Origin of the sequence: Thalassospira lucentensis (assembly GCF_001613805.1) — a bacterium.
Lineage (GTDB): Bacteria > Pseudomonadota > Alphaproteobacteria > Rhodospirillales > Thalassospiraceae > Thalassospira > Thalassospira lucentensis_A.
Map to the genome: position 1 here is coordinate 463,974 of NZ_LPVY01000021.1, position 24,104 is coordinate 488,077.

Annotated in this window: 23 protein-coding genes; 10 read left to right on the plus strand and 13 right to left on the minus strand. The window is 56.1% G+C overall.

Going from position 1 to position 24,104, the window contains the following annotated elements; all coding sequences use genetic code 11:
• Window positions 1-60 precede the first annotated feature (60 nt).
• The 5 genes from flhA (at window position 61) to AUP42_RS17835 (ending at window position 6,121) form a co-directional block, all read left to right on the plus strand.
• On the plus strand, window positions 61-2,217 hold the full coding sequence (flhA, locus tag AUP42_RS17815; protein ID WP_062952909.1) for a flagellar biosynthesis protein FlhA: 2,157 nt from the start codon (window positions 61-63) through the stop codon (window positions 2,215-2,217).
• Between the two features lie 24 nt (window positions 2,218-2,241).
• Window positions 2,242-3,228 carry a GTP-binding protein gene (locus AUP42_RS17820; RefSeq protein WP_062952910.1) on the plus strand — a complete coding sequence of 329 codons (987 nt, stop codon included), beginning with the start codon at window positions 2,242-2,244 and terminating at the stop codon, window positions 3,226-3,228.
• A complete protein-coding gene (locus AUP42_RS17825) occupies window positions 3,225-4,013 on the plus strand; it encodes a MinD/ParA family protein (protein ID WP_062952911.1) in 789 nt (262 codons plus the stop codon). The genes AUP42_RS17820 and AUP42_RS17825 overlap by 4 nt, the downstream gene beginning before the upstream one ends.
• Window positions 4,014-4,017: 4 nt before the next feature.
• On the plus strand, window positions 4,018-5,616 hold the full coding sequence (locus tag AUP42_RS17830; RefSeq protein ID WP_062952912.1) for a hypothetical protein: 1,599 nt from the start codon (window positions 4,018-4,020) through the stop codon (window positions 5,614-5,616).
• A 103-nt stretch (window positions 5,617-5,719) separates the two neighbouring features.
• On the plus strand, window positions 5,720-6,121 hold the full coding sequence (locus AUP42_RS17835; protein WP_062952913.1) for a hypothetical protein: 402 nt from the start codon (window positions 5,720-5,722) through the stop codon (window positions 6,119-6,121).
• Here the strand turns inward: AUP42_RS17835 and AUP42_RS17840 are convergent, their stop codons facing one another.
• The 4 genes from AUP42_RS17840 to AUP42_RS17855 form a co-directional block, all read right to left on the minus strand.
• Entirely contained in the window at window positions 6,122-6,676 is a 555-nt protein-coding gene (locus AUP42_RS17840) for a prolyl hydroxylase family protein (protein ID WP_062952914.1), read from the minus strand.
• Between the two features lie 136 nt (window positions 6,677-6,812).
• Entirely contained in the window at window positions 6,813-7,490 is a 678-nt protein-coding gene (locus tag AUP42_RS17845; RefSeq protein WP_062952915.1) for an ATP-binding cassette domain-containing protein, read from the minus strand.
• Between the two features lie 7 nt (window positions 7,491-7,497).
• Window positions 7,498-9,183, minus strand: a complete 1,686-nt coding sequence (locus tag AUP42_RS17850; protein ID WP_062952916.1) for an ABC transporter permease — start codon at window positions 9,181-9,183, stop codon at window positions 7,498-7,500.
• A 6-nt stretch (window positions 9,184-9,189) separates the two neighbouring features.
• Complete coding sequence (locus tag AUP42_RS17855; RefSeq protein ID WP_062952917.1) at window positions 9,190-10,419, minus strand: ABC transporter substrate-binding protein; 1,230 nt, start codon at window positions 10,417-10,419, stop codon at window positions 9,190-9,192.
• Window positions 10,420-10,627: 208 nt separating this feature from the next.
• Between AUP42_RS17855 and AUP42_RS17860 the strand changes: the two genes are divergently transcribed.
• Window positions 10,628-11,365, plus strand: coding sequence for a TerC family protein (locus tag AUP42_RS17860; RefSeq protein ID WP_062952918.1), 738 nt, complete (start codon window positions 10,628-10,630; stop codon window positions 11,363-11,365).
• On the plus strand, window positions 11,362-11,844 hold the full coding sequence (locus AUP42_RS17865; RefSeq protein ID WP_062952919.1) for a YbaK/EbsC family protein: 483 nt from the start codon (window positions 11,362-11,364) through the stop codon (window positions 11,842-11,844). Before AUP42_RS17860 ends, AUP42_RS17865 begins: the two co-directional genes overlap by 4 nt.
• Window positions 11,845-11,850: 6 nt before the next feature.
• Here AUP42_RS17865 and AUP42_RS17870 read toward each other — a convergent pair whose 3' ends face one another.
• From AUP42_RS17870 to AUP42_RS17880, 3 genes are all read right to left on the minus strand, one after another.
• On the minus strand, window positions 11,851-12,279 hold the full coding sequence (locus AUP42_RS17870) for a flagellar FliJ family protein (RefSeq protein WP_062952920.1): 429 nt from the start codon (window positions 12,277-12,279) through the stop codon (window positions 11,851-11,853).
• 54 nt (window positions 12,280-12,333) lie between these two features.
• Complete coding sequence (gene fliI, locus AUP42_RS17875) at window positions 12,334-13,833, minus strand: flagellar protein export ATPase FliI (protein ID WP_062952921.1); 1,500 nt, start codon at window positions 13,831-13,833, stop codon at window positions 12,334-12,336.
• Between the two features lie 68 nt (window positions 13,834-13,901).
• Window positions 13,902-14,237 (minus strand): hypothetical protein, encoded by a 336-nt coding sequence (locus AUP42_RS17880; protein ID WP_062952922.1) that lies wholly within the window; start codon window positions 14,235-14,237, stop codon window positions 13,902-13,904.
• Here AUP42_RS17880 and ctrA point away from each other — a divergent pair.
• Window positions 14,236-14,934, plus strand: a complete 699-nt coding sequence (gene ctrA / locus AUP42_RS17885; RefSeq protein WP_007091320.1) for a response regulator transcription factor CtrA — start codon at window positions 14,236-14,238, stop codon at window positions 14,932-14,934. The two genes, AUP42_RS17880 and ctrA, sit on opposite strands and share 2 nt — an antisense overlap.
• Window positions 14,935-15,045: 111 nt before the next feature.
• Here ctrA and AUP42_RS22015 read toward each other — a convergent pair whose 3' ends face one another.
• The 6 genes from AUP42_RS22015 to AUP42_RS17915 form a co-directional block, all read right to left on the minus strand.
• Window positions 15,046-16,356, minus strand: a complete 1,311-nt coding sequence (locus tag AUP42_RS22015) for a CheR family methyltransferase (RefSeq protein ID WP_062952923.1) — start codon at window positions 16,354-16,356, stop codon at window positions 15,046-15,048.
• A gap of 6 nt (window positions 16,357-16,362) precedes the next feature.
• Window positions 16,363-18,078, minus strand: coding sequence for a chemotaxis protein CheB (locus AUP42_RS22020; protein ID WP_062952924.1), 1,716 nt, complete (start codon window positions 18,076-18,078; stop codon window positions 16,363-16,365).
• Window positions 18,079-18,147: 69 nt separating this feature from the next.
• A complete protein-coding gene (locus tag AUP42_RS17900; protein WP_062952925.1) occupies window positions 18,148-18,513 on the minus strand; it encodes a response regulator in 366 nt (121 codons plus the stop codon).
• An 84-nt stretch (window positions 18,514-18,597) separates the two neighbouring features.
• Window positions 18,598-19,104, minus strand: a complete 507-nt coding sequence (locus tag AUP42_RS17905) for a chemotaxis protein CheW (RefSeq protein WP_007091316.1) — start codon at window positions 19,102-19,104, stop codon at window positions 18,598-18,600.
• A gap of 16 nt (window positions 19,105-19,120) precedes the next feature.
• Window positions 19,121-21,811, minus strand: a complete 2,691-nt coding sequence (locus AUP42_RS17910; protein WP_062952926.1) for a hybrid sensor histidine kinase/response regulator — start codon at window positions 21,809-21,811, stop codon at window positions 19,121-19,123.
• Between the two features lie 141 nt (window positions 21,812-21,952).
• Window positions 21,953-22,567 carry a histidine phosphotransferase family protein gene (locus tag AUP42_RS17915; RefSeq protein ID WP_062952927.1) on the minus strand — a complete coding sequence of 205 codons (615 nt, stop codon included), beginning with the start codon at window positions 22,565-22,567 and terminating at the stop codon, window positions 21,953-21,955.
• Window positions 22,568-22,869: 302 nt separating this feature from the next.
• Here AUP42_RS17915 and AUP42_RS17920 point away from each other — a divergent pair, with 302 nt between their 5' ends.
• Both AUP42_RS17920 and AUP42_RS17925 read left to right on the plus strand, forming a co-directional pair.
• Window positions 22,870-23,055, plus strand: coding sequence for a DUF3553 domain-containing protein (locus AUP42_RS17920; protein WP_007091313.1), 186 nt, complete (start codon window positions 22,870-22,872; stop codon window positions 23,053-23,055).
• 164 nt (window positions 23,056-23,219) lie between these two features.
• Entirely contained in the window at window positions 23,220-24,053 is an 834-nt protein-coding gene (locus tag AUP42_RS17925) for a hypothetical protein (protein ID WP_062952928.1), read from the plus strand.
• Window positions 24,054-24,104: the final 51 nt, after the last annotated feature.

Consider the following 24,104-nt stretch of genomic DNA (forward strand, 5'->3'; position numbering starts at 1 on the left):
ATATCAGAACTAAGGGATGCATTCCCGGGATCGAACAACATAGGGTAACCAACAGGCAACATGGCCGACGGTCGAGACATCACACCGGCAGGATCTGACGGATCGGAAGGATCGGGCGGCGCAGGCGGCCTGAACATGGCCGGTATCCAGTCGCGCGTCCGCTCGGCCTTGAGACGTGGCGACATCGCCATGGCGCTTGGCTTCATCCTGATCCTTGTGGTCATGATGTTCCCGATGCCGCCCTGGCTGCTAGACTTCCTGCTCGCCCTGTCGATCAGCTTCTCAGTGCTGATCCTGATGACGTCGCTATTCATCCAGAAGCCGCTTGAATTCAACTCTTTCCCGATGATCCTGCTGGTCGCTACGTCGCTTCGACTGGCGCTAAACATTGCAACCACGCGTCTAATTCTGGGCCACGGACACGAAGGCACCCATGCTGCCGGTGCCGTGATCGAGGCGTTCGGCAGCTTCCTGATCTCGGGCAATTTCGTGATCGGGATTATTGTTTTTGCCATCCTTGTGATCATCAACTTTGTGGTTATCACCAAGGGTTCCGGTCGTATCGCCGAGGTCGCGGCTCGTTTCACCCTTGATGCCATGCCCGGCAAACAGATGGCAATTGACGCCGATCTGTCATCGGGGCTGATCAACGAAGCGCAGGCAAAGGCACGCCGTAAGGAACTGGAAGACGAAAGCTCTTTCTTCGGTTCCATGGATGGTGCATCCAAATTTGTCCGCGGCGATGCGGTCGCCGGTATCCTGATCACCTTCATCAACGTGATCGGTGGTATAATCATCGGTACCGCCCAGATGGGCCTGTCACTGGCCGAGGCCACCGAAACCTATACCATCCTGACTGTTGGTGACGGTCTGGTATCCCAGATTCCCGCCCTGATCGTGTCGACGGCTGCGGGCCTTCTGGTCACCAAGGGTGGCCTTGACGGCGCAACCGAAAAGGCCGTTTTCGGACAGGTCAGCAATTACCCCGCCGCCCTTGGTGTTGCGGCCGCGATGATGGCGGGCATGTCGCTTTTGCCCGGCATTCCGATGATCTGGTTCCTTGGTCTGGCGATCGTGCTGGGATATCTGGCATGGCATCTTGGCAAAAAGCAGAAAGAAGCTGCTGCCAACGCCCAGATGGAAGAAGCCCAGACCGCAGCCGACGCCGCAGGCCCGCCGCCCGAAGAACCGATCGCCAATGCGCTTCGCATGGATTATGTGCGGCTTGAACTGGGATACGGCCTGCTGTCACTGATCAGTACCGAACGCGGCCAGAAACTGACAGATCAGATCAAGGCCCTGCGTCGGCAGCTTGCCACTGATATGGGCTTTGTCATGCCCAGCGTGCGCATTCAGGACAATATGCAGCTGCCCGCCAATACCTATGTGCTGCGCGTCAAGGAGATAGAGGCCGGCCGTGGTGACCTTCGCCCCAATATGCTGCTGGTCATGGACCCGCGCGGCGAGGAAATCACCCTTGCCGGTGAAAAGACCATGGAACCGACCTTCAACCTGCCGGCCATGTGGATCGAACAGGGCATGAAGGAAGAGGCCATGTTCCGCGGCTATACCGTTGTGGACCCGCAAACCGTGATCACCACCCACATTACCGAGGTGATCAAGGACCATATGCCCGAACTGCTGTCCTATGCCGAAACACAGAAGCTTCTGGACGAACTCGACGACGACCAGAAAAAGCTGGTCGAGGATATCGTCCCGGGTCAGGTTTCCGTTGGCGGGGTTCAGCGCGTTCTGCAAAACCTTCTGACCGAACGCATATCGATCCGCGATCTGCCGACCATCCTCGAAGGGATTGCGGAATCAACCGCCTTTACCCGCAATCCGACCTTCATGACCGAACATGTGCGGTCCCGTCTGGCGCGCCAATTGTCGGATGTGAATACCAACCATGATGGCGTCATACCGCTTGTGACCCTGTCACCGCAGTGGGAGCAGATCTTTGCCGAAAGTCTGGTTGGTTCTGGCGAGGAAAAACAACTGTCGATCCCGCCAAGCCAACTTCAGGAATTCATCAACAAAGTGCGTACCACGTTCGAGCGGCTAGGCATGATGGGCGAAAGTCCGGTTCTGCTGACAAGCCCGGGTATTCGTCCCTATGTCCGGTCCATTGTCGAACGGTTCCGGCCAACCACGGTTGTGATGTCCCAGAACGAAATCCATCCCAAGGCTCAACTTAAAACCATGGGGCAAATATGATGATCCGTTGCGAGGGGACAGCATATGCGCCTTAAGACCTTCAGCGCCCCGACCATGACCGAGGCGATGGCACTGGTCAAAGAGCATATGGGATCGGACGCCATTATCGTGTCGACACAGGATATCCCGGGCACGGGTGTTCGCCTTACCGCGGCCCTTGACCGCGACCCCGATCTTGATTTCGATATTGTCGATGCGGGCCCGCCGGGCCATCAGGAACTGCTTGATCACGCCGAAAAGGCCCTGCTGCGCCATAATCTGCCTGAACGGCTGCGACTGCGTTTGACCGATCTTATGGGCCGTGAAAGCGGTGCCACCAATGCCCAGCAGCTTCTGGCATCCGCCCTTGACGAGATTTTCGATTTTTCACCACTACCGGAAAAAAACACGCCGCGCGCTCTTGCCTTTGTCGGGCCTCCCGGTTGTGGCAAAACATTGGCCGTTGCCAAAACCGCTGCACGTGCCGTGATGAAAAAACGCAAGGTTGCGGTACTGACCACCGATTACAAACGCGCGGGTGGTGTCGCACAGCTTGAGGCCTTCACGCGTATTCTGAACATCAATCTGTCACTGGTCAGAACCCCCGAAGAATTCAAATCGCAATTTTCCCGCATGCGGGATGCCGATATGGTTCTTGTCGACACGGCAAGCTGCAATCCCTATGTCGATGCCGACATAAAGGCTTTGGGCGATTTCATGACTGCCGTTCCCAGCGAACCCGTACTGGTCAATCCCGCAGGGGTCGACGCCGATGAATGCGCCGATATCGCCAGTGCCTTTGCCGATTGCGGTGTTTCGCGCATGGTGATTTCCAGACTGGATGTTGCATCGCGCCTTGGCGGCGCGCTATACGGTGCGGATTCAGGAAATCTTTCCCTTTGCAATGTCAGTATGACCGCACAGGTTGCAGACGGACTGACCGCGATCAGCCCCGTCGCTCTGGCCAAACTTCTGATACCGTCCCATCGCGCCGAGAACGCGAAACCGAGTTTCTCCGAGGTCGTGAAATGACTGCCAAGTCTGATGAAGTATCCAAAACTGCTCCGCGTGCCAAAGGCCGCAACGTCCTTGCCATTGCATCAGGCAAGGGGGGCGTGGGCAAGACCTGGTTTGCCATTACCCTGACCCATTCGCTGGTGCGCGAAGGCAAAAAGGCCCTTTTGTTTGACGGTGACCTTGGCCTTGCCAACATTGATATCCAGCTTGGCCTGATGCCCAAACATGATCTGGGCGGCGTGATTTCCGGCCGGATCGGCTTGCGCGAAGCTGTAACTCCGTTCCCTGATGGCGGCTTTGATATCATTGCGGGGCGCAGCGGATCGGGCAGTCTTGCCAATCTGCCGGTCACCCGCCTTCAGGCCCTTTCCGACGATCTGATCCAGACCGGCAAAAGCTATGACAAGGTGCTGATTGATCTCGGCGCAGGCGTTGATCAGGGCGTGCGCCAGATGACCAGCCTTGCCAACACGGTCATTGTCATTACCAACGGTGACCCGACATCGCTGACCGATGCCTATGCCTTTATCAAGGTCACCCATATGGCCCGCCCCAAAACCGATATCCGTGTGGTGGTGAATATGGCCAAGGACCGCAAGGAAGGCGAGGCGATCTATAACAAACTTCTCAAAGCCTGCGAAGGTTTCCTGAAGATCAGCCCGCCGCTTTTGGGCGTTGTACGTGCTGATCCGCGTGTTTCGGAATGCATTCGTTCGCAAACCCCGCTTCTGATGCGTCATCCCAATTGCGATGCCGCCCAAGACATGGAAGCGATCACGCAAAAACTGCTGGAGGGCTGATGCCATGACACTCCCGCCTCAGGCCATAACACCCGGTACCGCAGTCGGCGGTCAGGGTGGTTCGGCGGCAGGTGGGACAGGCACGCCACCGGCACAGGTCAGTGCCGCACAACAGGTCGCCAATGCCATTGCAAAACTGCCGGTCGAAAGCCTGCTTCAGGCGTCGGTCCAGTCACGTTCGGGCAATGAATTGACTCTTCTGACCAGTCTGGGTCAGGTGAACATAAAGCTGCCGACACCACTTCCAGCCAATCTTGGTGACTTCCTGTGGGTTCGTATCATGCCCCAGGCGCAGCAGGGAGCCGATCCAGCAGCATCCCTTCGTCTTCAGGTTCTGCCGCAAACACTGACACCGGGGGCAACTGGAACTGGCAGCGGCTTACCAACTGCGGGCATCAACAGCAATCCGCTGATCCCCGGTCAAACCTTTGGCGCCATCACAACAAGCAGCCTGACGCTGCCCAATGGCAACCAGTTGCCTGCTGGAAGCCAGACACAGGTTATCTTTGTCGGACAAGGTGCCGTCAGCGCCGGGAAAGCCGCCCAGATTGCAAATATGACTTCCGCGGGAACAACCGGCCCCCCCCCGACGATTGCTACCGGTGGTACTTTGACAGGGCCTTCGACAGCGGGTCTTGCCGGTCAGGTCGTTGCAGGCGGGTCTGGGGGCACGGCCCCGACACCGTTGGTTCTGACAGGGACGGTTCTGCCCCCTGACAGCGCCGAAGCCCGCATGTTACCAAATGGCTTTACTGCCCTTCGCACATCTGCTGGTGTCGTAGGAATCAGATTGCCGGTTCCAGCGCCCGTTGGTGCAACCCTTTCATTCAGCATTGATGCCAGCACCACGACCGGACGCAGCCCACAAATCCCCCAAATGACCGAGGCGGAATTTATTGCACGCGGCCAGAATGCTGCCTTGTCGCGTGACTGGAGCAGCCTGCAGCAGGCCGTTACGGCACTGGCACAACATGATCCCGGTGCGGCAGCAGCCCTGTTAAACAGCATCCCGCAGGCCGGACCGAAACTGACCACCACCATGATGTTCTTTTTTGCTGCCATGACCGGCCCCGGCGGCACCGCACGCGGCTGGATGGGGGACCGTGCCAGCAACAGCCTGTCATCAATTGACGGCCGCGGCAGTGAGATCCTTAAAAAGCTTGAAGGTGATTTTGCCACCCTGCGCGGTATGGCCGCCGATGAACGCCCCGATGGCTGGCGTGTGATGCCGATGCCGTTTCAGATGGGTGAACGGATCGAACAGGTGCGCCTTGCGTGGCGACATGGCGACGGTGAAAACGAAAAGGGCGAAAAGGAAGAACCCGGTACGCGTTTCCTGCTTGATCTGTCTTTTAGCGAGGTGGGCCACACCCAGCTTGACGGTCTGGTCAAAGGCGAAGACAGCAAGTTCGATTTGATCGTGCGCACTGAAAATCCGCTGCAATCGGATAATCGTGACGACATCCGCGGTATCTTCCGCGAGGCATTGCAGATTTCCGGCTATAAGGGCCACCTGATTTTTCAGGATGGTAGCCGCTTCGTCGAAATCGCCCCACCGGCCAACGAACCCAAGCCGGGTTCCCATCACGGGATCGAAGCATAAGCTTTTCGGCTATGCCGGGATATGTCCTTGAAATGAAGCCTTTTCGTTCCTGCCGGGCAGGAGTAATCTTGAATATTCATCTGAATAATCACAGGTCGCGCCGATGCTGGAAATATTTGAACGTCGAAACCTGTTGCTGACCGAACATAATCCGGGGGCGCAGCTTGACTATGTCGTGACGTTACAAAGCGAGCTGACCGGATGCGAAACCGTTTTTCCCGCACGCATGACGCTGCGTTATGTTCCTGACCGGCTGATCCTCAGACCGGATTGTCTGGCGGCATACTTTGCCGAAATCGCCCGTATTCCGTTCGACAATTTCGAAACAGCCGCCGTGCTTCTGATGGAAGATTTCAACAATGAGATCATTCCGCGCTGGATCAATTTGCGCCTTGATAAACAAAAGGCCGACAATGCCAGCGTCCAGCACCACGAAGCCGCACTCGAAGACCGCCAGCCGAAATGGCATAATCCGCGCCTGCTCGACCGGCTGGAACGCTACTGATCAGCGGAAAGGTGTTCCGTGCACCCATTGGGTCAGGGAATAACGCAAACCGGCGGTGGTCGGTGCCACGCGGTGCAAAACGAAACTCGGGAAAAAGATCGCGGTACCGCGTTCCATCGGCGCGTCAAAAACATGCCCGGCCGGGTTCAGTTGCAACAAGCCGCCTTCATACTGATCAGGTTCGGAAAGCTGGATGACCATGGTCAGTTTGCGACGACGGGCAATGTCGGACGCGCCAATGTCACTGTGCCAGTCATAATGTCCGCGCTGATCCCCGGCATAGCAGGCGATCTGTGCGTCTTCGGCAAACTCCGACAGAGAAAAATCAAACACATTGCGGTTGACGTCCGCGACCATGTCGATAATGCGCCGCATCACGACCGGTTCCTGCGTTTCGTTAAACCAAGTGATCTGTGAGCGGCGGATATGACTTGCCGATTGTCCCTGAACAAGGCCGCCGTCATCAAGCTCGGTCGAAAATCCGTCAATCAACCGGTCGCAGGTTGCGGTATCGAGCGCATCCGGAACGATTGCATACATTTCTTCTGGAAACATTCACGACATTCTCCGATGCCGCATGGGCCTTTTGATTTTGTATCCCGGACCCAAGACAATTCTTTGCGGTTCGTTTCTCTTAGGACCAAACGCCCGGATTGACCAGCGTGAAAATCATGCAGAAACCGCCTGCATGCTATACCGGATTCACGATCCTACCACCCGCCGCAGCCCCGTCCTCAGGATCATGGGTGACCATAAGGGTCGGCAGCCCCCGCAAATGTGCCTGATCAAAAACAAAGGTTCTGATCTGGTCGCGCAATTCGGTATCGAGCTTTGAAAAAGGTTCATCAAGCAAAAGCGCATCGGGTTCGGACAGCAGCACCCGCATCAAGGCCACGCGTGCACGTTGGCCCCCGGATAATGTCGCAGGATCACGGTCGGCAAAGCCACCAAGCCCGGCACTTTCAAGTGCTTCATCAATCCGCTGCCTGCGTTCGTCGCGCCCGCGGATGGTCGACGGCAGGGCAAATGCCAGATTACCCCCAACCGATAAATGCGGAAAAAGAAGGTCATCCTGAAACAGGATACCGACATGACGATCCTGTGGTGCCAAACCATCCAGCGACATTCCGTTCAACACGACCTGCCCGCCAACCTCAAACCCGGCGGCACGGCCCGATGGCAATGTTCCACAAATATGCGCAAGCAGGCTGGACTTCCCCGAACCGCTTGGCCCCATAAGCGTCACGATCTCGCCCGGTTTGATCACGATATCAATATCAACCAGCCCCCGCCCGTTCAGGCGAATGGAAACCCGGCGCAATTCAAGTCCGCTGGATGTGGTGCTATCGGGGTTGAGGATTCTGCTCATATGCCAACTATCCCCTGTTATGGTCGGCCATGCCGCGCCGCTGACGGAACACAACAGCCGGGATCAGAAGAGCCAGGGCAAAACCGGCAAAAGGCAGGATCATCTGCAAAAGCCCGTAAATCCCGATCATCCTCCGGTCTCCGCCCGACGCCAGTGCAACCGCCTCGGTCGTTACCGTGGCAAACCGCCCCGCTCCGATCAAAAGGGTTGGCAGATATTGCCCGACACTGACCGCAAGACCGACCGCACAAGCCGTCAGAACCGGACGGGTCAGCAAAGGCAACCGGACCCGCCAGAACACCCGTGCCGGTGATGCTCCAAGGCAAAGGGCCGTTTGTCCATAACGCGGATCAAGGGCGCGAAACGGATCGGCAAGTGATAGAAAAACATAGGGCAACACAAAAATTAAGTGAACGATCACGACGGAAATCAACGTACGTTCCAGCCCGATACCAGTGAAAAACACCTGAAGCCCGAACATGAAGCTGATCTGCGGCATCAAAAGCGGCAGATAAATCAATAACATCGCCCCCTGCCCCGGTTTTTGGAACCGGCGAGTTTCGTTTTCAAGACATCCAAGAACAAGTGCAATCGCAACCATCACCGACAAGACTGCAATCACAAGTGTCGTCCATAGTATCGCACCCAGCATGTCGTATTCCCGCATCCAGAGACGCAGACTGAAACTGCGCGGCAGGAATTCCGGAAACGACCAGTATCCGGCAAAGCTCCAGACCAGAAGACTTGCCAGCCCAAGGAACACGGCCCCTGCCGAGAGGATAGCCGCACCCGCAGCAAAACGGCGAAGGGTTCCATCCCGTCGTCCGCGCATCCCGCCTTCGGCCCAGAAACGCCCCCAAAATCCGGCCAGCTTTTCCCCTACCCGCCAGATCACAATCGCCATAAGCACAAGGATCAACTGCAACATCGCCCCGGCAGAGGCCAGAAAACGATGCGACAGGTCCGGGTCGGACAACCAGCCCAGAATACGTACCGCCAGCGGGGCCGGTGTCGTTGGGCCAAGGATCATCGCGACATCAACGACCGAGGTTGAATAAGCCAGCACCGCCAATACCGGCAAACGGATTTGCGGATAGATCCGCGGCAATACGGCTTTCAGCCAACCCACCACCCGGCCATAGCCAAACGTCAGGACCACCTGACGGGTCCGGTCTGCATCTGCCTGCGGCAAGGCGGCAAGTGTCATCAACAACAGAAACGGAATTTCCTTGGCAACCAGCCCGGCAATAAGGGCAATTCCCATCGGGTCATGCAAGGTCACGATATCAGGCGGTCGATCCCATCCGGCAAACGGTGCCACCGCCCGGACAATCCAGCCGCTTGGTGCAATCAGAAATGCCAAACCAAAAGCCGCAGCAGCATGTGGCACGGACAAGATTGGTGACAATAACCGCTGCATCACCGCAAAAATCCGCGTGCCCTGCCACGCCGCACAAAACAGCATGACAAGTGAAAATGAGATCAGGGTGGCGACAAGTCCGTTCACAAGCGATAGCCGCACAGAAATCGCCAATCCAGGCTGACGTAACAAATCACGCCAAGGATCAATCGATATTCCGTCACCACCAAGCGCCGGAAGATACCCGAATGCGGGCAACATCGTCCCGATCAGCCCGGCGCAAACCGGACCGATCATCAGAATAAGGGTGAAAGCCGGAAAAAACCGCAGCATGTATGTCTATTGGGCCACGCCATAACGTTTCTGCCATTCGGTTTCAACCAGTTCCATCCAGCTTGGATGCGGTTCCGGCAAAACCGTCCCACGTTCGGACGGCGACAGCGACGCGATGCCGAGATCAAGATCGGCAAAGGCCTTTTGCATATCCGCAGGAAGTTTATCCATCGCCAGCACCGTATCTGCCCCCCAATATTGCGGATCCTGTTTACGCAACTGGGCTTCGGGCGACATCAGAAAATCGGCCAGCACAACCGCCCCTGCCTTGGCCGACGCGTTATAGGGAATGGCAACGAAGTTGGTATTGCCAAGCGTGCCGTTGTCAAACACATAGGACCGGACTGTATCGGGCAGCTCCATAGCTTCGATCGCAGATGATACTTCGCCGGAACTGAACGAAAACGCGATATCGATCTCGTTATCGGCCATCATCGTGCGCAATGACGCGCCGTTTTGCGGGTAGGCTTGTCCATTGCGCCACAATAGCGGCTGCAAATCTTCAAGATATCCCCAAAGTGGTGCCAATACCTTTTCGGCATCTACCTGATTTGCAGGCTGTTGCAGAACTTTGGGGTCTTCAACCAGTTCGGTCAGGATTTGTTTCAGGAAGGTCGAACCCATATAGTTTGGCGGCTGAGGATAGGTAAAGCGCCCCGGATGTTTAACCAACCATTCCAGAAGTTCCTGTGCTGATCTGGGCACGCTATCAAGGCGCGCGGTGTCGTAATAGAAACTGACCTGCGCCATGCCCCACGGCGCTTCAAGACCCATGGTCGGTATCGTGAAATCATTGATGACGGTTGGCTTGCCTTCGACATCGACATAGGCAAAATTCGGCGTCTGTTCCGCCCATGGACCGAACAAAAGATCATTGCGCTTCATGGCGGCGAAGTTTTCACCGTTCAGCCAGATCATATCGACCGCCCCGCCATCATCAACGCCAGCCGTCTTTTCCGAAAGCACCTTTGCCACCGCATCGGCGGTGTCGGAAAGTTTTACCTGTACGACATTTACGCCATAACGTTCCTGCACCTGCGCACCAGCCCATGCGATGTAATCATTGATACGCGGCTCCCCACCCCAGGCATGCCAGTAAACCGTTTGGCCGCGCGCCTGATCCAGAACCGATTGCCAGTTGCCGATATCGGGTGCCGGGTCGGCCTTGGCAGGGATGGCAACCGCTGCTGTCGCGAGACCGGCGACAATGCTCAGACCGGCAAGAAAAACGCGCATCTTGGAAATCCTTGTTACTGGATGAGGCACAAATGACAGCCGATTGAAACAATCGGGCGTCATCCGCGTTACCTGTTTGTTTTTGTTGCCATCATTTTTCCAATCTTGGCAGACTAAAATCAATTCACGCTTGCGTTAGATGGCTGGTGATTACACCTTATCGGTGCTGCGGAAATCGCGGTCAGGAACACAGAAACGGGAACAGATCATGTTTGAATGGGTCACGGATCCGCATATGTGGATGGGGCTTGCCACCCTGACCGCTCTCGAAATCGTGCTGGGCATCGATAATATTGTTTTCCTGTCGGTGATCGTATCCAAACTCCCGCAAAATCAGCAGAAATCGGCACGCCGTATCGGCCTGATCGGGGCGATGGGCATGCGGCTTGTGCTTCTGGCCTGTATCGCATGGGTGATGGAACTGACTGCCCCGATGTTTTCCGCCTTTGGGCAGGAAGTCAGTGGCCGGGATCTTATTCTGATTGTCGGCGGGTTGTTCCTGATTGCCAAGGCGTCCAAGGAAATTCATCACACAATCGACGAACCCGAAGAACACGGGCCGGGCAAAATCATGTCGGGCTTTGCGATGACCATAGCCCAGATCATGCTGCTTGATATCATCTTCTCGCTCGACAGTGTGATTACCGCCGTCGGACTGGTCGATCATATCTCGATCATGATGATCGCGGTTGTTCTGTCGGTTCTCGTCATGCTGGCTGCGGCCAAAACCATTGGAGATTTTGTTGAGAAACACCCATCGGTCAAAATGCTGGCACTGGCCTTCCTGATCCTGGTCGGATTTGTCCTGCTACTGGACGGTGTCGAAATCCATGTCCCCAAAGGTTACATCTATTTCGCGATGGCATTCAGCCTTGGGGTAGAAACCCTAAACCTGATCAATCAGAAGCGTAAACGCAAAGCCAAAGAGCTCGGAGCCACCAAATGAAACAGGTCGTACCTCCTTCGTGCCTGCAAAATGCATTCGACAAACATGGTCTTGACCATATCAAGGTGCTGGAATTTCCCGATGGCACAAGATCAGCTGCGGATGCCGCATCGGCAATCGGCTGCGATGTCAGTGATATCGGAAAATCGCTGGTGTTCATGACCGAACGCCACAAACCAATCCTGATCATCATGAACGGTGCCGATCAGGTCGATGAAAAACGCGTTGCCGGTCTGATTGGTGGCCTTTCCATCCGCAAGGCGACGGCAGACGATGTCCGCACCTCGACCGGCTATGCCATTGGCGGCGTGCCGCCCTTTGGCCATGTCGGACCAGTTGAAACCCTGATTGATGAAAAACTGCTGTCGAAAAAAACGATCTGGCTGGCGGCAGGAACACCCAAGACGGTCTTTGCCATGACCCCGGACGAACTCCGCCGGGTAACCGGCGTTGAAACAGGTGTTTCGATCTCGGCCTGACCCAACTTAAATCAGGCCATCATCACGGGTGGCGGAACGTGCACCGATTTCATCAAGTTCGGCCTGTTCCTTGCGGTCTTCTTCCGCACGCTCCGCCTCGACGCGGTTACGTTCGGCAATTTCGGCGGTTTTCACGGCCTTGAACGCATCGGCGACCTCGTCACGGAACGCGTCAATTTTGGCTTCCTGATCGGATATCCGTTTGACCAGTGCCGCGCGCTCGGCAATGACGGCACTGGCAAAAGGTCCATAGGCGAAACCGGCAAGTTCGGGGTTTTCGGCCGCCACCTTCTGCTCTTCGAGCACCGCTTTTTCCAGTGCATCCTTTTCCGCCAGAAGATTATTTAGCACACCCTGCATCTCGCCAAGTTCACGGCGTTTGTCATCCAGCGCCCATTTGCGCATACGTATCAGGGTTTTGAAATCCTTGGCCATCGCTCTCAGTTATCCGAAATATCGCTGGCACCGCATTTCAGCATGATCATGATCTCATTGCTGATCACGCCGAAGCGCACGCTTCGCTGCATTCAGATCATTCCCCGCATTTGTGGCGGTTGAACGGCTGTTAACCTGGGGCCGAAGACGATTGCGTTCCATGACGGTTGCGCCTTGCGGATTGGCTGCCGGTTGACCAGCCCCATCAGGGGCTTCCTGCTGAGCAGGTGCCAGATCAAGACGACGTGCCAATTCAGCGTAACCGTCGGCCAAACGGGTGCATTCGGTTTTGCGCTGCTTCAGGAATTCCTCGATCAGCGGAAAGTAATGTATTGCTTCGTCCACCTTCGGGTCCGTCCCCAGACGATAGGCCCCCAGACGGATCAGTTCGGCCATGTCCTCGTATGTCGCCAGCAACTGGCGGGCACGCGACACGATCTGGTTTTCATGCTCGTTATTGCAGCCGGGCATGGTACGCGAAACACTGCGCAAAATATTGATGGCCGGATATCGTCCCTGTTCGGCAATTGCGCGGTCCAGCACAACGTGCCCGTCAAGAATACCGCGCACCGCATCGGAAATCGGTTCGTTATGGTCATCGCCATCGACCAGCACGGTAAAGAGGCCAGTGACCGATCCCTGCCCCGGCCCGCCCGGGCCAGCACGTTCCAACAGTCGTGGCAATTCGGCAAATACCGTCGGGGTATAGCCCTTTGACGCGGGTGGCTCACCTACCGAAAGGCTGATTTCACGCTGGGCCATGGCAAAACGGGTTACAGAATCCATCATGCACAGGACATCGCGCCCGGTATCGCGGAAAAACTCCGACAGTGCCATCGTCATATAGGCTGCCTGACGACGCATCAGCGGCGGTTCGTCCGATGTGGCAACGACGACGACGGAACGGCGTAAACCTTCTTCGCCCAGATCGTCTTCGATGAATTCGCGTGCCTCGCGGCCACGTTCGCCAATCAGACCGACGACCGATACATCGGATGTCGTGTGGCGGGTCATCATCGACAGCAAGCTGGATTTACCCACACCTGACCCGGCGAAAATCCCCATACGTTGCCCCCGGCAACAGGTCAGGAAGGTGTTCATCGCACGCACACCGAGATCGATCTTTCCGGCAACACGCTGGCGCGAATGGGCGGATGGCGGAGCATTGCGGATCGGATAGGGTGTTGGACCTTCGGTCAGTGGCCCCTTGCCGTCGACCGGTTGCCCGAACGCGTTGACCACACGCCCAAGCCAGCTTTCATCGGGATAGACCTGTGGCTGGGTGTCGGCCAGTTCGACCTCGCAACCGATACCGATGCCGTCAAGCATCCCGAACGGCATCAAAAGAGCGCGCTCATTGCGGAAACCGACAACCTCGCAAATGACGGCCTCGCCATCCCGGCGTTTGACCTTGCAACGATCCCCAACCGATAGTGCGCCTTCGACCCCGCCAATCTCGACCAGCAGCCCCAAAACAGCAGTAACCCGCCCGACAATCCTGTAATCGGGAATGCGGCGAAGTTCGGCGATGATGTTTCGGCCAATCTGAAACACGTTTGCACTTTTCTGTCTGACGGGTGTCGATACGTGATGCGATCCGGAATTTTATCGTCACCATCCTGTCAAAGGGTGGCAAATTCGTCCGCGTCGCACCAGATATAAGTGTCATGAACGGTATTAAAAACCCGTATATGCCAAATTGGCATTAAAAATCCGGTATCGGCATGCATGGTCGTTAACGGCGCAAACCGTTGGGAAACTTCACATTCCGGAACCGAGTCGCCTTTATCGGCGAAAAAAATTAACAAGATGCGACTCGCCTGCTTGCCACGAGTCGCAAAGCAACGTATCGTTAACGGAATGGAATAAAATTTCCACACGGCAATCGTTGGGGCGCTTGTCGGAATAAGCCGGATCAACACGGAATTTTTGCGGAACACGGTAACGGAGCGGAACATGCGGGTGCTGCTTGTCGAAGACGACAATGCCACTGCTGACAGCATCGAGTTGATGTTGAAATCAGAAGGCATGGTTGTCGATACCACGGATCTTGGGGAGGATGGCCTCGAGATCGGTAAACTTTATGATTACGATATTATTCTTCTGGACCTCATGCTGCCGGATATCGACGGTTATGAAGTTCTCAGACGGTTGCGCGACGCACGCGTTGAAACCCCGGTGCTTATCCTGTCGGGGTTGACCGAAACCGAAGACAAGGTCAAAGGACTTGGTTTCGGTGCGGATGACTATCTGACCAAGCCATTTGACAAGGTCGAATTGCTGGCACGTATTCAGGCGATCGTTCGCCGGTCGCGCGGCCATGCCCAATCGATGATTGCCACCGGCAGGCTCAATGTGAACCTTGATGCACGCACCGTTGATGTTGACGGGTCGCCGCTGCATCTGACCGGCAAGGAATATGGCATCCTTGAATTGCTGTCGCTGCGCAAGGGCACGACATTGACCAAGGAAATGTTCCTGAACCATCTCTATGGCGGGATGGACGAGCCGGAACTCAAGATCATCGACGTTTTCGTGTGCAAACTGCGCAAGAAAATCCAGTCAGCCACCAAGGGTGACAACTACATCCATACGGTCTGGGGTCGGGGCTATGTCCTGCGCGACCCGGACGTCAACAGTAGCGCAGCCGCCTGATCGCAACGCATCTGCCGTCGCGTTCCGCTGTGCCCAAAGTCAAAAACGCCCCGATGCTTCATCGGGGCGTTTTGCTTTGTACTTTATGGCTTACCGAGAAGTACCGGTTTTCTATTTCTTGTCTTCGGGTTTACCGAAACGCGAACGATCAAACGTGGTCGACGGGCGCGTTGTACCGGTCCCCGTACTGCCTGTTCCGCTGGATGGTCGTGCAGGCGGTGTGCTTCCCGTCGAACCGGTCGTTCCCAATGGACGACGATACGTTGATCCGGCTGTGCCGGCGGAACCGGTGCTGCTGGTCCCGGTCGAAGATGGGCGCGAATATGTGCTGCCTGCAGTACCGGTTGTTCCTGTTGTCAACGGTCGGGTCGCTGTCCTGGTTGAAGCGGTGCCCGTGGTGGTTGCCGGGCGCGCGGCGGTTCCGGTCGAAAGCCCCGGACGCGGCTGCGTTGCGGTTCCGGCACCGGCAGTCGTACCACCCGCTGCATTCTGCATATGCTTTGGTTTCGGAAAGGCAAAGCCCCCCGTCGCCGCACCCGCCCCGGCCGTCGCAGCAGCGCCGCCTGCCTGAATTTTTTCCAGCGCAGAAACGTCCACATCCGGGGCTCCCGGGCGGTTAAGCTGATAAATGCCGCGCTGACGGGCCAGCGGTTTGAATTTGTCGGAAATGCCCAGAACCGTCTCCGCCCCGCCAAGGAACAGGAAACCGTCATCGGGCATCAATGCGGAAATGCGCGCCAGTACATCGGTCTTGGTCGGTTGATCAAAATAAATCAGCACGTTGCGGCAATAGACGATGTCAAACTGCCCCAAAGGACGGAAATCATCGAGCAGGTTGAATTCCTTGTATTGAACCTTGGACCGGATTTCCTGCGAGATTTGCCACTGGTCCTCTTTCTTCTGGAAATACTTGACCAGAAGCTGGATCGGAAGGCCCCTTTGGACTTCGAACTGGGAATAAAGACCCGCACGAGCCTTGGTCAGGATTTCGCGCGAAATATCTGTCCCGATAATTTCAACCCGCCAGCCTGAAAGCTGGGTTTTAAATTCATCAAGGATCATCGCCAGCGAATAAGGTTCCTGCCCCGAGGACGCAGCAGCACACCAGATCCGCAGATGGCGTTTGGAAGCACGTTCCTTGATCATGTGCGGCAGAACGACATGGCGAAACTGGTCGAACGGCTTGGTATCGCGGAAGAAGAAGCTTTCATTGGTCGTCATCGCATCGACGACTTCCTCGACAAGCACACGGTCACCACCGCGCAACGCCGCGATCAGTTCAGTCAGGTCCTTGAGCCCGCGCTTACGCGCAATCGGCATCAGCCGGCTTTCGAGCAGATACGTCTTGTCCTGGCTAAGAACGAGCCCGGATTTTGACTTTATCAGTCTGCTAACGAAATCGAAGTCTTCCGGCCTCATCATCTCGGCTTAACGACCCCCTGCAAATTTTTTGATATAGGCCGCGATGCCACCCACGGGGAGAACCGCTGAACAAATGCCTGCATGCGCTGCTGCACCCGGCATTCCCCACACAACGCTTGTCTGCTCGTCCTGCGCCACAACCATTCCCCCGGCACCCACAACAGCACGCCCGCCCAACATACCATCCTGCCCCATACCTGTAAGGATAGCCGTCAGTATATTACCACCATAGCTTTCAACAAGGCTGCGCAGCATCGGGTCAACCGACGGGCGACAGAAATTTTCAGGCGGGTTCTGGTTCAGAACAATTTTCCTGCTGTTACCGCGGCCCTCTACCACCATGTGGTAATCCCCGGGGGCAAGGTAAACCTGCCCACCCTGAATTGGCATGCCGGTCTGACCTTCCTGGCATTTAAGCCCCGTCAGACGCGTGATGTGTTCTGCAAGGATTGTGGTAAAGGTCGCAGGCATATGCTGGGTGATGAAAATCGGTTGCCGCACACCGGCAAGCCCGCGTAGCACTTCAAACAAAGCCTGCGGACCACCAGTCGAACTGCCGATCGCAATCACTTCGACATTGATGCGTTTTTCCGGGAGAAGACTGATCTGCCCCGTTGTCATCGCGCGTCTTGCTGGTGCCGGTGCCGCGGCACCGGCAGGTGCCTTGGCACGCGCAGCAGCCGCAGCTGCTGGACTGCGTGCGGCCGGAGCAGCGCGCTGGGGAGCCGGTTTAACCGGTGCATTGCGTGCGGTTGCGCCGCCGGAAACAATGGTACTGCCCGGACGAGATGGCTTGATACCAGCATTAACGGCCTTGGTATCGCCTGCAGCAATGGCTGCCTCACGGATCAGCCGACCCGGATCACGCGGCTGCGTCGCGGCTGCAGACGGGGCAGCATCACGCGTCAAAGCCGCTGCACCGGCAGCCTTGGCTTCGGGACTTGCTGGAGCCGGTTGCGGATGTTGCGGCGGCTGATGCTGTGGTTGGGGCATCGGGCGGGTCGACATCGGTCCGTGACGACCAGGCTGATGCGTCGGTCGCGGGCGCAGTTCGGCGGTGAAACGCTTTCTCTGTACCCGTCCCGGTTTATGCAAAGTCTGATGTTCAACCGAAAGCTCGGCCCGGAACGGCGCAGGGGCATCAGTCCCATCCGGCTTTGCATTGCCATGATCATCTTCATCACTGGCTGGTAGAACATCGTGTTCCGGCGCGGCATCCGGGTTTTCGGGAACCGGCACGACATTCTCGGCCTGATCCTCGTAACGGACCTGCTCGGCGCCAAGCATCTTGCGACGCTGTTCGGCCCATGCCTTGACCTTGTCCAGCAGCTCGGCCCGGAAGCCTTCGCCAACATTAAGGTCCTTGGCCGATGAGGGCTTGGGAATGTAGTCCACCGCACCAAGCGTCATCGCCTGGAAACTGATATCGGCATTCCGCTTGGTCAGGGTTGATGCCATGATCACCCGGACCGTCGGATCAATTTCAAGAAGTTTGGGTAATGCCGTCAGACCATCCATGACTGGCATTTCGATATCAAGAACAACAGCCTCGATCCCGATTTCCTTGCGCATAACCACAAGGGCATCCTCGCCATTGGCGACGGAACCGACGACCTCGATATCGTCGTCTTCCTGCAACATACGGGTTACCAGACCACGCACGATTGCGGAATCGTCAACAATCAGGACTTTATAGGGTGGATGGATTGGCGTGTCTTCCACGTACCGACGTTCCCGTTAGAGCAACCGGACCAAAACCAAGGCAAATGCACAGCGACGCTGACAGGAACCTTAAATCAGACCCACCTGCTCAAATTTTGCCTGGATGATCTCGCTGTCGAACGGCTTCATAATATACTCGTTCGCACCGGCCGTAATGGCCTCCTGAATGTGCTCGAGATCGTTTTCTGTGGTGCAGAACACGACGACGGGCTCATCGCCACCAGGTGCTGCGCGCAGTTCCCGCAGGAAATCAATCCCGCTTTTCACCGGCATGTTCCAATCAAGCAACACCGCGTCTGGCATGGCTTCAAGGCATCGATCAATTGCCTCCTGCCCATCCACAGCCTCAATGACCGCAAATCCCATTTCTTCAAGGATACGGCGTGCCACCATTCTGATGACTTTCGAATCATCGACGACGAGACAACTCTTCATCGACTTCCTTCTCGCAAATTAGATCGTTAAGCCAATACCGGCATTGTACCGGATGCATTTTGCACCCGGCACATACTATCATACCTAGCCCGCCTGTTTTACCGAAACGGTAAAATCAAGCAGACGGGTTACGTCCAGAATGACAAGAAGCTTCTTGTCGAGGCGGAAAATGCCATCGGAAAATTCGCGCCAGCGCGGATCAAGCGTCGCCGGATTCTGTTCGAATGCCTTTTGCGGAACGCTCAGAACCTCGCCAACCTGATCGACCATCAGGCTGTAAAGTTCGCCACCCTGATCGACCACAATGCTCATGCCCGGTACATCATCTTCTCGTTCACGAAGACCAAGGCGTTTGCGAACATCGATTGCCGTCACGATACGACCGCGCAGATTCAGCGACCCTGCCACTTCTGGCGGGGCCAGCGGAATGCGGGTGATACGCTGCGGACCAAGAACATCCTGAACCGTCAGAACCGGAATACCGAACAACTGCTTGCCGATATAGGCGGTAACGAAATCCTTCGTTGCCCCGCCAAGGTCAAGGGCCGTACTCTGTTCTTTGCTCGGGACGAGTGCCTTTTTATCGCTCATTGGACTTTTCCCCGATTTACACTGCGCTCAGCGTCTGGATCAGCGTCGATACCAGCGCATCTCGATCGAATTTCGCGACATAGTCGCTAAAGCCAACCTGACGACCCCGTTCGAAGTCTTCCTCGCTGGTGTGCGAAGACAGCGCGATGATCGGGGTATCGCCCCAATGTTCATCATTCTGCAGGCTTTCGGCAAATTCGAAACCGTTCATGCCCGGCATTTCGATGTCACTGATGATCGCGTCGAAAATTTCCCCGCGATTTTTAAGATCAAGCGCCTGTTCGGCATTCTCGACCGCAATGACACGGAAACCGGACACCGACAACATCGGCGTAAGAAGGTTGCGGAAGAACGGGCTGTCATCGATCAGAAGAACACGCTTCTTCTCGCCGCCAGTATCCTCGTGGCCGAACCAGTCCGAGAACGCCAGTTCCAGATAGTAACCGGCATCAATCAGATCGGTTGCCTTGCCATCAATCACCGCCGAACCGACCAGACCATCCTGATCGGCTGTCAGTTCAACGTTCAGGACGTCATCGACAATGTCGACGATCTCGTCCACCACAAGCCCCATGGTCCGTTCGCGATCCTGGAATACCAGGGTCGGCTGACGACCTTCGCTCTTCATCTGATAGGAACCATCGATAAAGACCAGCGGCATCAGCTTGCCACGATACTGCACCAGCGGGCGACCGTTCGAGTATTCGATATTTTCGACATCGATTTCCTCGAGACGCGCGACAAGTGCAAGCGGCACTGCACGAATTTCGGACCCGCCAGCCCGGAAGACCAGCATGGAAGTCGTTTCGCGATCACCGGTATCAGAACGCGCCTTGCTTTCGACACCCTGCGAACCGCCAACGGTAATTTCGCCGGTCCGGGTAGCAATGCCGTTCGGGTCAAGGATCATGATCACGCTGCCGTCGCCAAGGATGGTGTTCCCCGAGAACAGCGACAGATCGCGCAGGATCGGTGCAACCGGCTTGACCACGATTTCCTCGGTGTCGAACACGCGGTCAACGATGATACCAAAGGAATAGGTACCCACCTGCGTGACGACGATGAAGGCTTCTTCATCCACGTCATCGACCGTCGTTTCACCATCATCAAGGCCAAGAATTTTCTTGAGAGTGACAAGTGGCAGCAGACGGTTGCGCAAGCGCAGGACCGGAGTATCGTGAATACGTTCGATCGAATGATCGGAATTGCTTGAAGCACGAACCAGCTCCAGAACGCTGATCTGCGGAATGGCAAAGCGTTCGCCGCCACTTTCAACGATCAGTGCCGAAACGATGGCAAGGGTCAGCGGAATCTTGATGATGAAGGTCGACCCGCGGCCTTCGACCGATTTCAGTTCGACCGTACCACCAATCTTTTCAATGTTGGTACGAACAACGTCCATACCGACGCCACGTCCGGAAACCGAAGTCACCTTTTCGGCGGTCGAGAAACCGGCCTTGAAAATGAACTGGTGAATCTGCGAGTCCGCCATACCGTCAAGATCGCTTTCGCTTGCGAGACCGTTGGCAATCGCCTTGGCCTTGATCCGTTCGATATTAAGCCCGCGACCATCATCGGAAATCTCGATGATGATGTGACCACCTTCGTGATAGGCGTTCAGCGTGACAGTACCGGTTTCCGGCTTGCCTGCTTCCCGGCGCCCCGGAATATCTTCCAGACCGTGGTCGGCAGAGTTGCGCACCATGTGGGTCAGCGGATCCTTGATGAGTTCAAGCACCTGACGGTCAAGTTCCGTATCGGCACCGATCATCTGCAGATCGATTTTCTTGTTCATCTCGAGCGCAAGGTCACGAACAATACGCGGCAGCTTCGCCCAGGCATTGCCGATCGGCTGCATTCGGGTCTTCATCACACCTTCCTGAAGGTCGGTGGTGATGTGCGACAGACGCTGCAAAGGAACGGTAAATTCGCTGTCATCCTTGCCACGAACCATCTGCAGAAGCTGGTTACGGGTCAGGACAAGCTCGGAAACCAGTGTCATCAGGTTTTCAAGCAATTCAACGTTGACGCGGATCGTCTGGGCTGCAACGGAACTTTCCTTGGCCTCGCCACGTGGCGCTTCGGCCTTTGGTCCCTCGGATGCTGCGGCCTTTGCCGGTGCAACGGCCTGCGACTTCGCCGCTGCTGGCGGGGCTGCCGCCGGTGCGGGTTTTTCGGGCTCTGGCTCCGGTTCCTGAATATCGGGATCAACTTCGGTCGCATCGAAAATCGCCTGCAACCGTTCGTCGTCAGTCATCGGCACTTCTTCAGCGGGTGCTTCCTCGACCGGGGCGGCTGCTGCCGGTGCGGCGCTGCCTCCCATGATCGTGCCGGTATCGGCAAAATGGTTAAGCCGCGCGATCAGATCGGCATCGTTACCGTCCGGTTCTGTTTCGTTCTGCTCAAGCTCGCTCAGCAGATATTTGATGGTGTCGATGGACTCAAGAACGAGCGTCACCGCATCCGGCGTTACGACCAGTTCACCGTCGCGAATTTTGCCGAGCACGTTTTCACCGGCATGCGCAACAGCTTCCAGTCGTGGCAAACCAAGGAACCCGCAAGTCCCTTTAATAGTGTGCACCAGGCGGAAAATATTCGACAGAATATCCGGATCATTCGGATTTTGCTCCAGTTTCACCAGTTCGACGTCAAGCGTCGACAGGCTTTCCGAAGTCTCTGTCAGGAATTCACTTAAAAGATCGTCCATATACCCCCTCCACATCTCCGACAGTCAGACGCTGCCGGAACAGGAACGCCCATCCCTACGACCAGTGCGCGAAACACACGTTCAATCCGTTACTTACGTAGAACCTAGCACACGGTATTACCAGACCCGCAGGTCTTTTTTTTATTCATAGATCAATGCAACATTTCCGTCCTCTTGCAAGACTGAAAGCGCACCACCAGTCCGATGCGCAAGATTTCGCAGGAAAAAGCCATGTACGGTCCGGGGATCAAGCTGTTCCGGCGCCACTTCATTTTTCATGACATTTTCCACATCCGGGCGAAACGCTGCACGTTTTCCGGTTGCATTGACCGAAATCCGCCCCCCGGATTCGCATGTAACAACGACATGCCCACCAAACGGCAAAGCTTCGCGGGCCAACATCACCATATTGAGCACAAGCCTTCCATGAGCTGGATCAATTCCAATTCCAGTTTGATCCCACAGGAGGGTCACCTTGCCTTCGGCCTCGAAACTCTGGGCAACCGCATCACGCATCGATTTTGTATCAACACTGTTGCCCGCGCGACCGAATGCCAGCCGGAACAATTGTAAACGACGCGCGGCCTCAAGCCCGCTTTTGCGCATCAGCGCAAGCGCCTCGTCATCGGCAACACCAGCTTCTCCCATCAGTTCGGCACCGGCATTCACAGCCCCAACCGGCCCGACTAGGTCGTGGCAAATGCGCGAGCTGATCAGCTCGATCAGGATCAGTTCCACTGCTCTGTCCTGTTCCATATAACGGGTATCTCCAAGAATTCTGTTCAACAGGCCACACCGCTTCCCCAAAGCTATGTGCGGTTTGCATAGTACCTTCCGGTGATATTCGGGACGAACCGGACCGGGCAACTGCAATCCGCGCCCAGATTGCAGCCAGATGTGTTAAAACCTTCTTTAGCCCCCGGATTTTTGCCGCATTTGCAAACCGGCAAATTTTACCCGGTTCCAAAATATGTGACTGCCATCATTGCACAGCATTTGTTCCCGGCGTATTGCCTGACTATATTAAAGATACCAACATCAGACAAAAGAGCATGATCATGGATTTCCTGCTGACCCCTGGCACCATTGTCCGCCATCCCGGTCAACCCGATTGGGGCCTCGGGCGTATTCAGGCAGTCGACGGCGACAGAATCGCGGTGAATTTCGAAGAAGCCGGGCGCCAGATCATCCGTCCGCGCCATGTCGTGCTTGAAATTGTCGAGGCCGCAGTCGGCTACGAATAGGTTCACCATCATGCTTGCGCATGGCATGGAACTTGCTGAAACGAAAATGTTAAACATTTCGGCGTATTAAACGAAATTTGATACGCAAGGTCGCATGCATCAGGCTACCGGGCGAAGCCACCCCGGGCGCACTGGCTTCAAGGATAACAGGGTCGGAACGGGAAATGATTGCAATCGTCAAACCACCGCGGGACAGCTTCAAACAACGTCACTACACCGCTGCATTCTCTGTGCTCGAACAATTTGCCGCCAGCCTCATGGAACAAGCCAAGGCCCACGGTGGAACCGTTAGCACTGATCAGATTTCAAGCGCGCTTGAAACCCTGCGCGGACAGGACAAGCTGTTTGATGCGGCATGGATGACACTTGAAACCGATGTCGATACCGTCAAGGCCCGTCAGAATGCGGCTGTGCGCCACGATCCACTGGGCCGCCTTCTGGTCAGTCGCTTTGCCCATCAGCTTGAAGGCCGCGAAGCAGGCGATCTTGAACATGGCGCACTGTCACGCGAAATCCTGCAGCCTTTCTTCAAGGTCATCCGCATGATGGTCGGCATGGATATGCTTCAGGAAATCGACGGCGAAATCCAGACCATCATCGACCAGCATGCCGACGAGGATGACGAACTTCGTGATCCAACTGATTACTGGGATCATCTGGCAGAAGAACCACAAGTCGCCAACCGGCTTAATCTGGTATTTGCGCGCATGGCGCTGCATTTCAAGGATTACGAACGCCGTAAACAGTGGATGATCCAGCTTATTAACGACAATCTGCCGCATGGCGATCATGCCTGGGTCTTTACCGAAGAGCACTGTGCACGTCTGCTGCGCTCGCTGTTTCGGGATGTTCGCGCTGCCCTGTCCAAGCCGGAGCGTTCAGCCGAACTGGTGGCCAAGCTTGGCAGCGAGAATGTCGAAACCCTGCGCAATGTCATGGCAGCCCTTGATCGCGATATCGCAGCCCTGCATATCCGCGAAGCCGATAACTGGAAATAGGCAACTAGTCATTCCCCGACAACCAAAAAACCGCGGTGGATATTCCCCGCG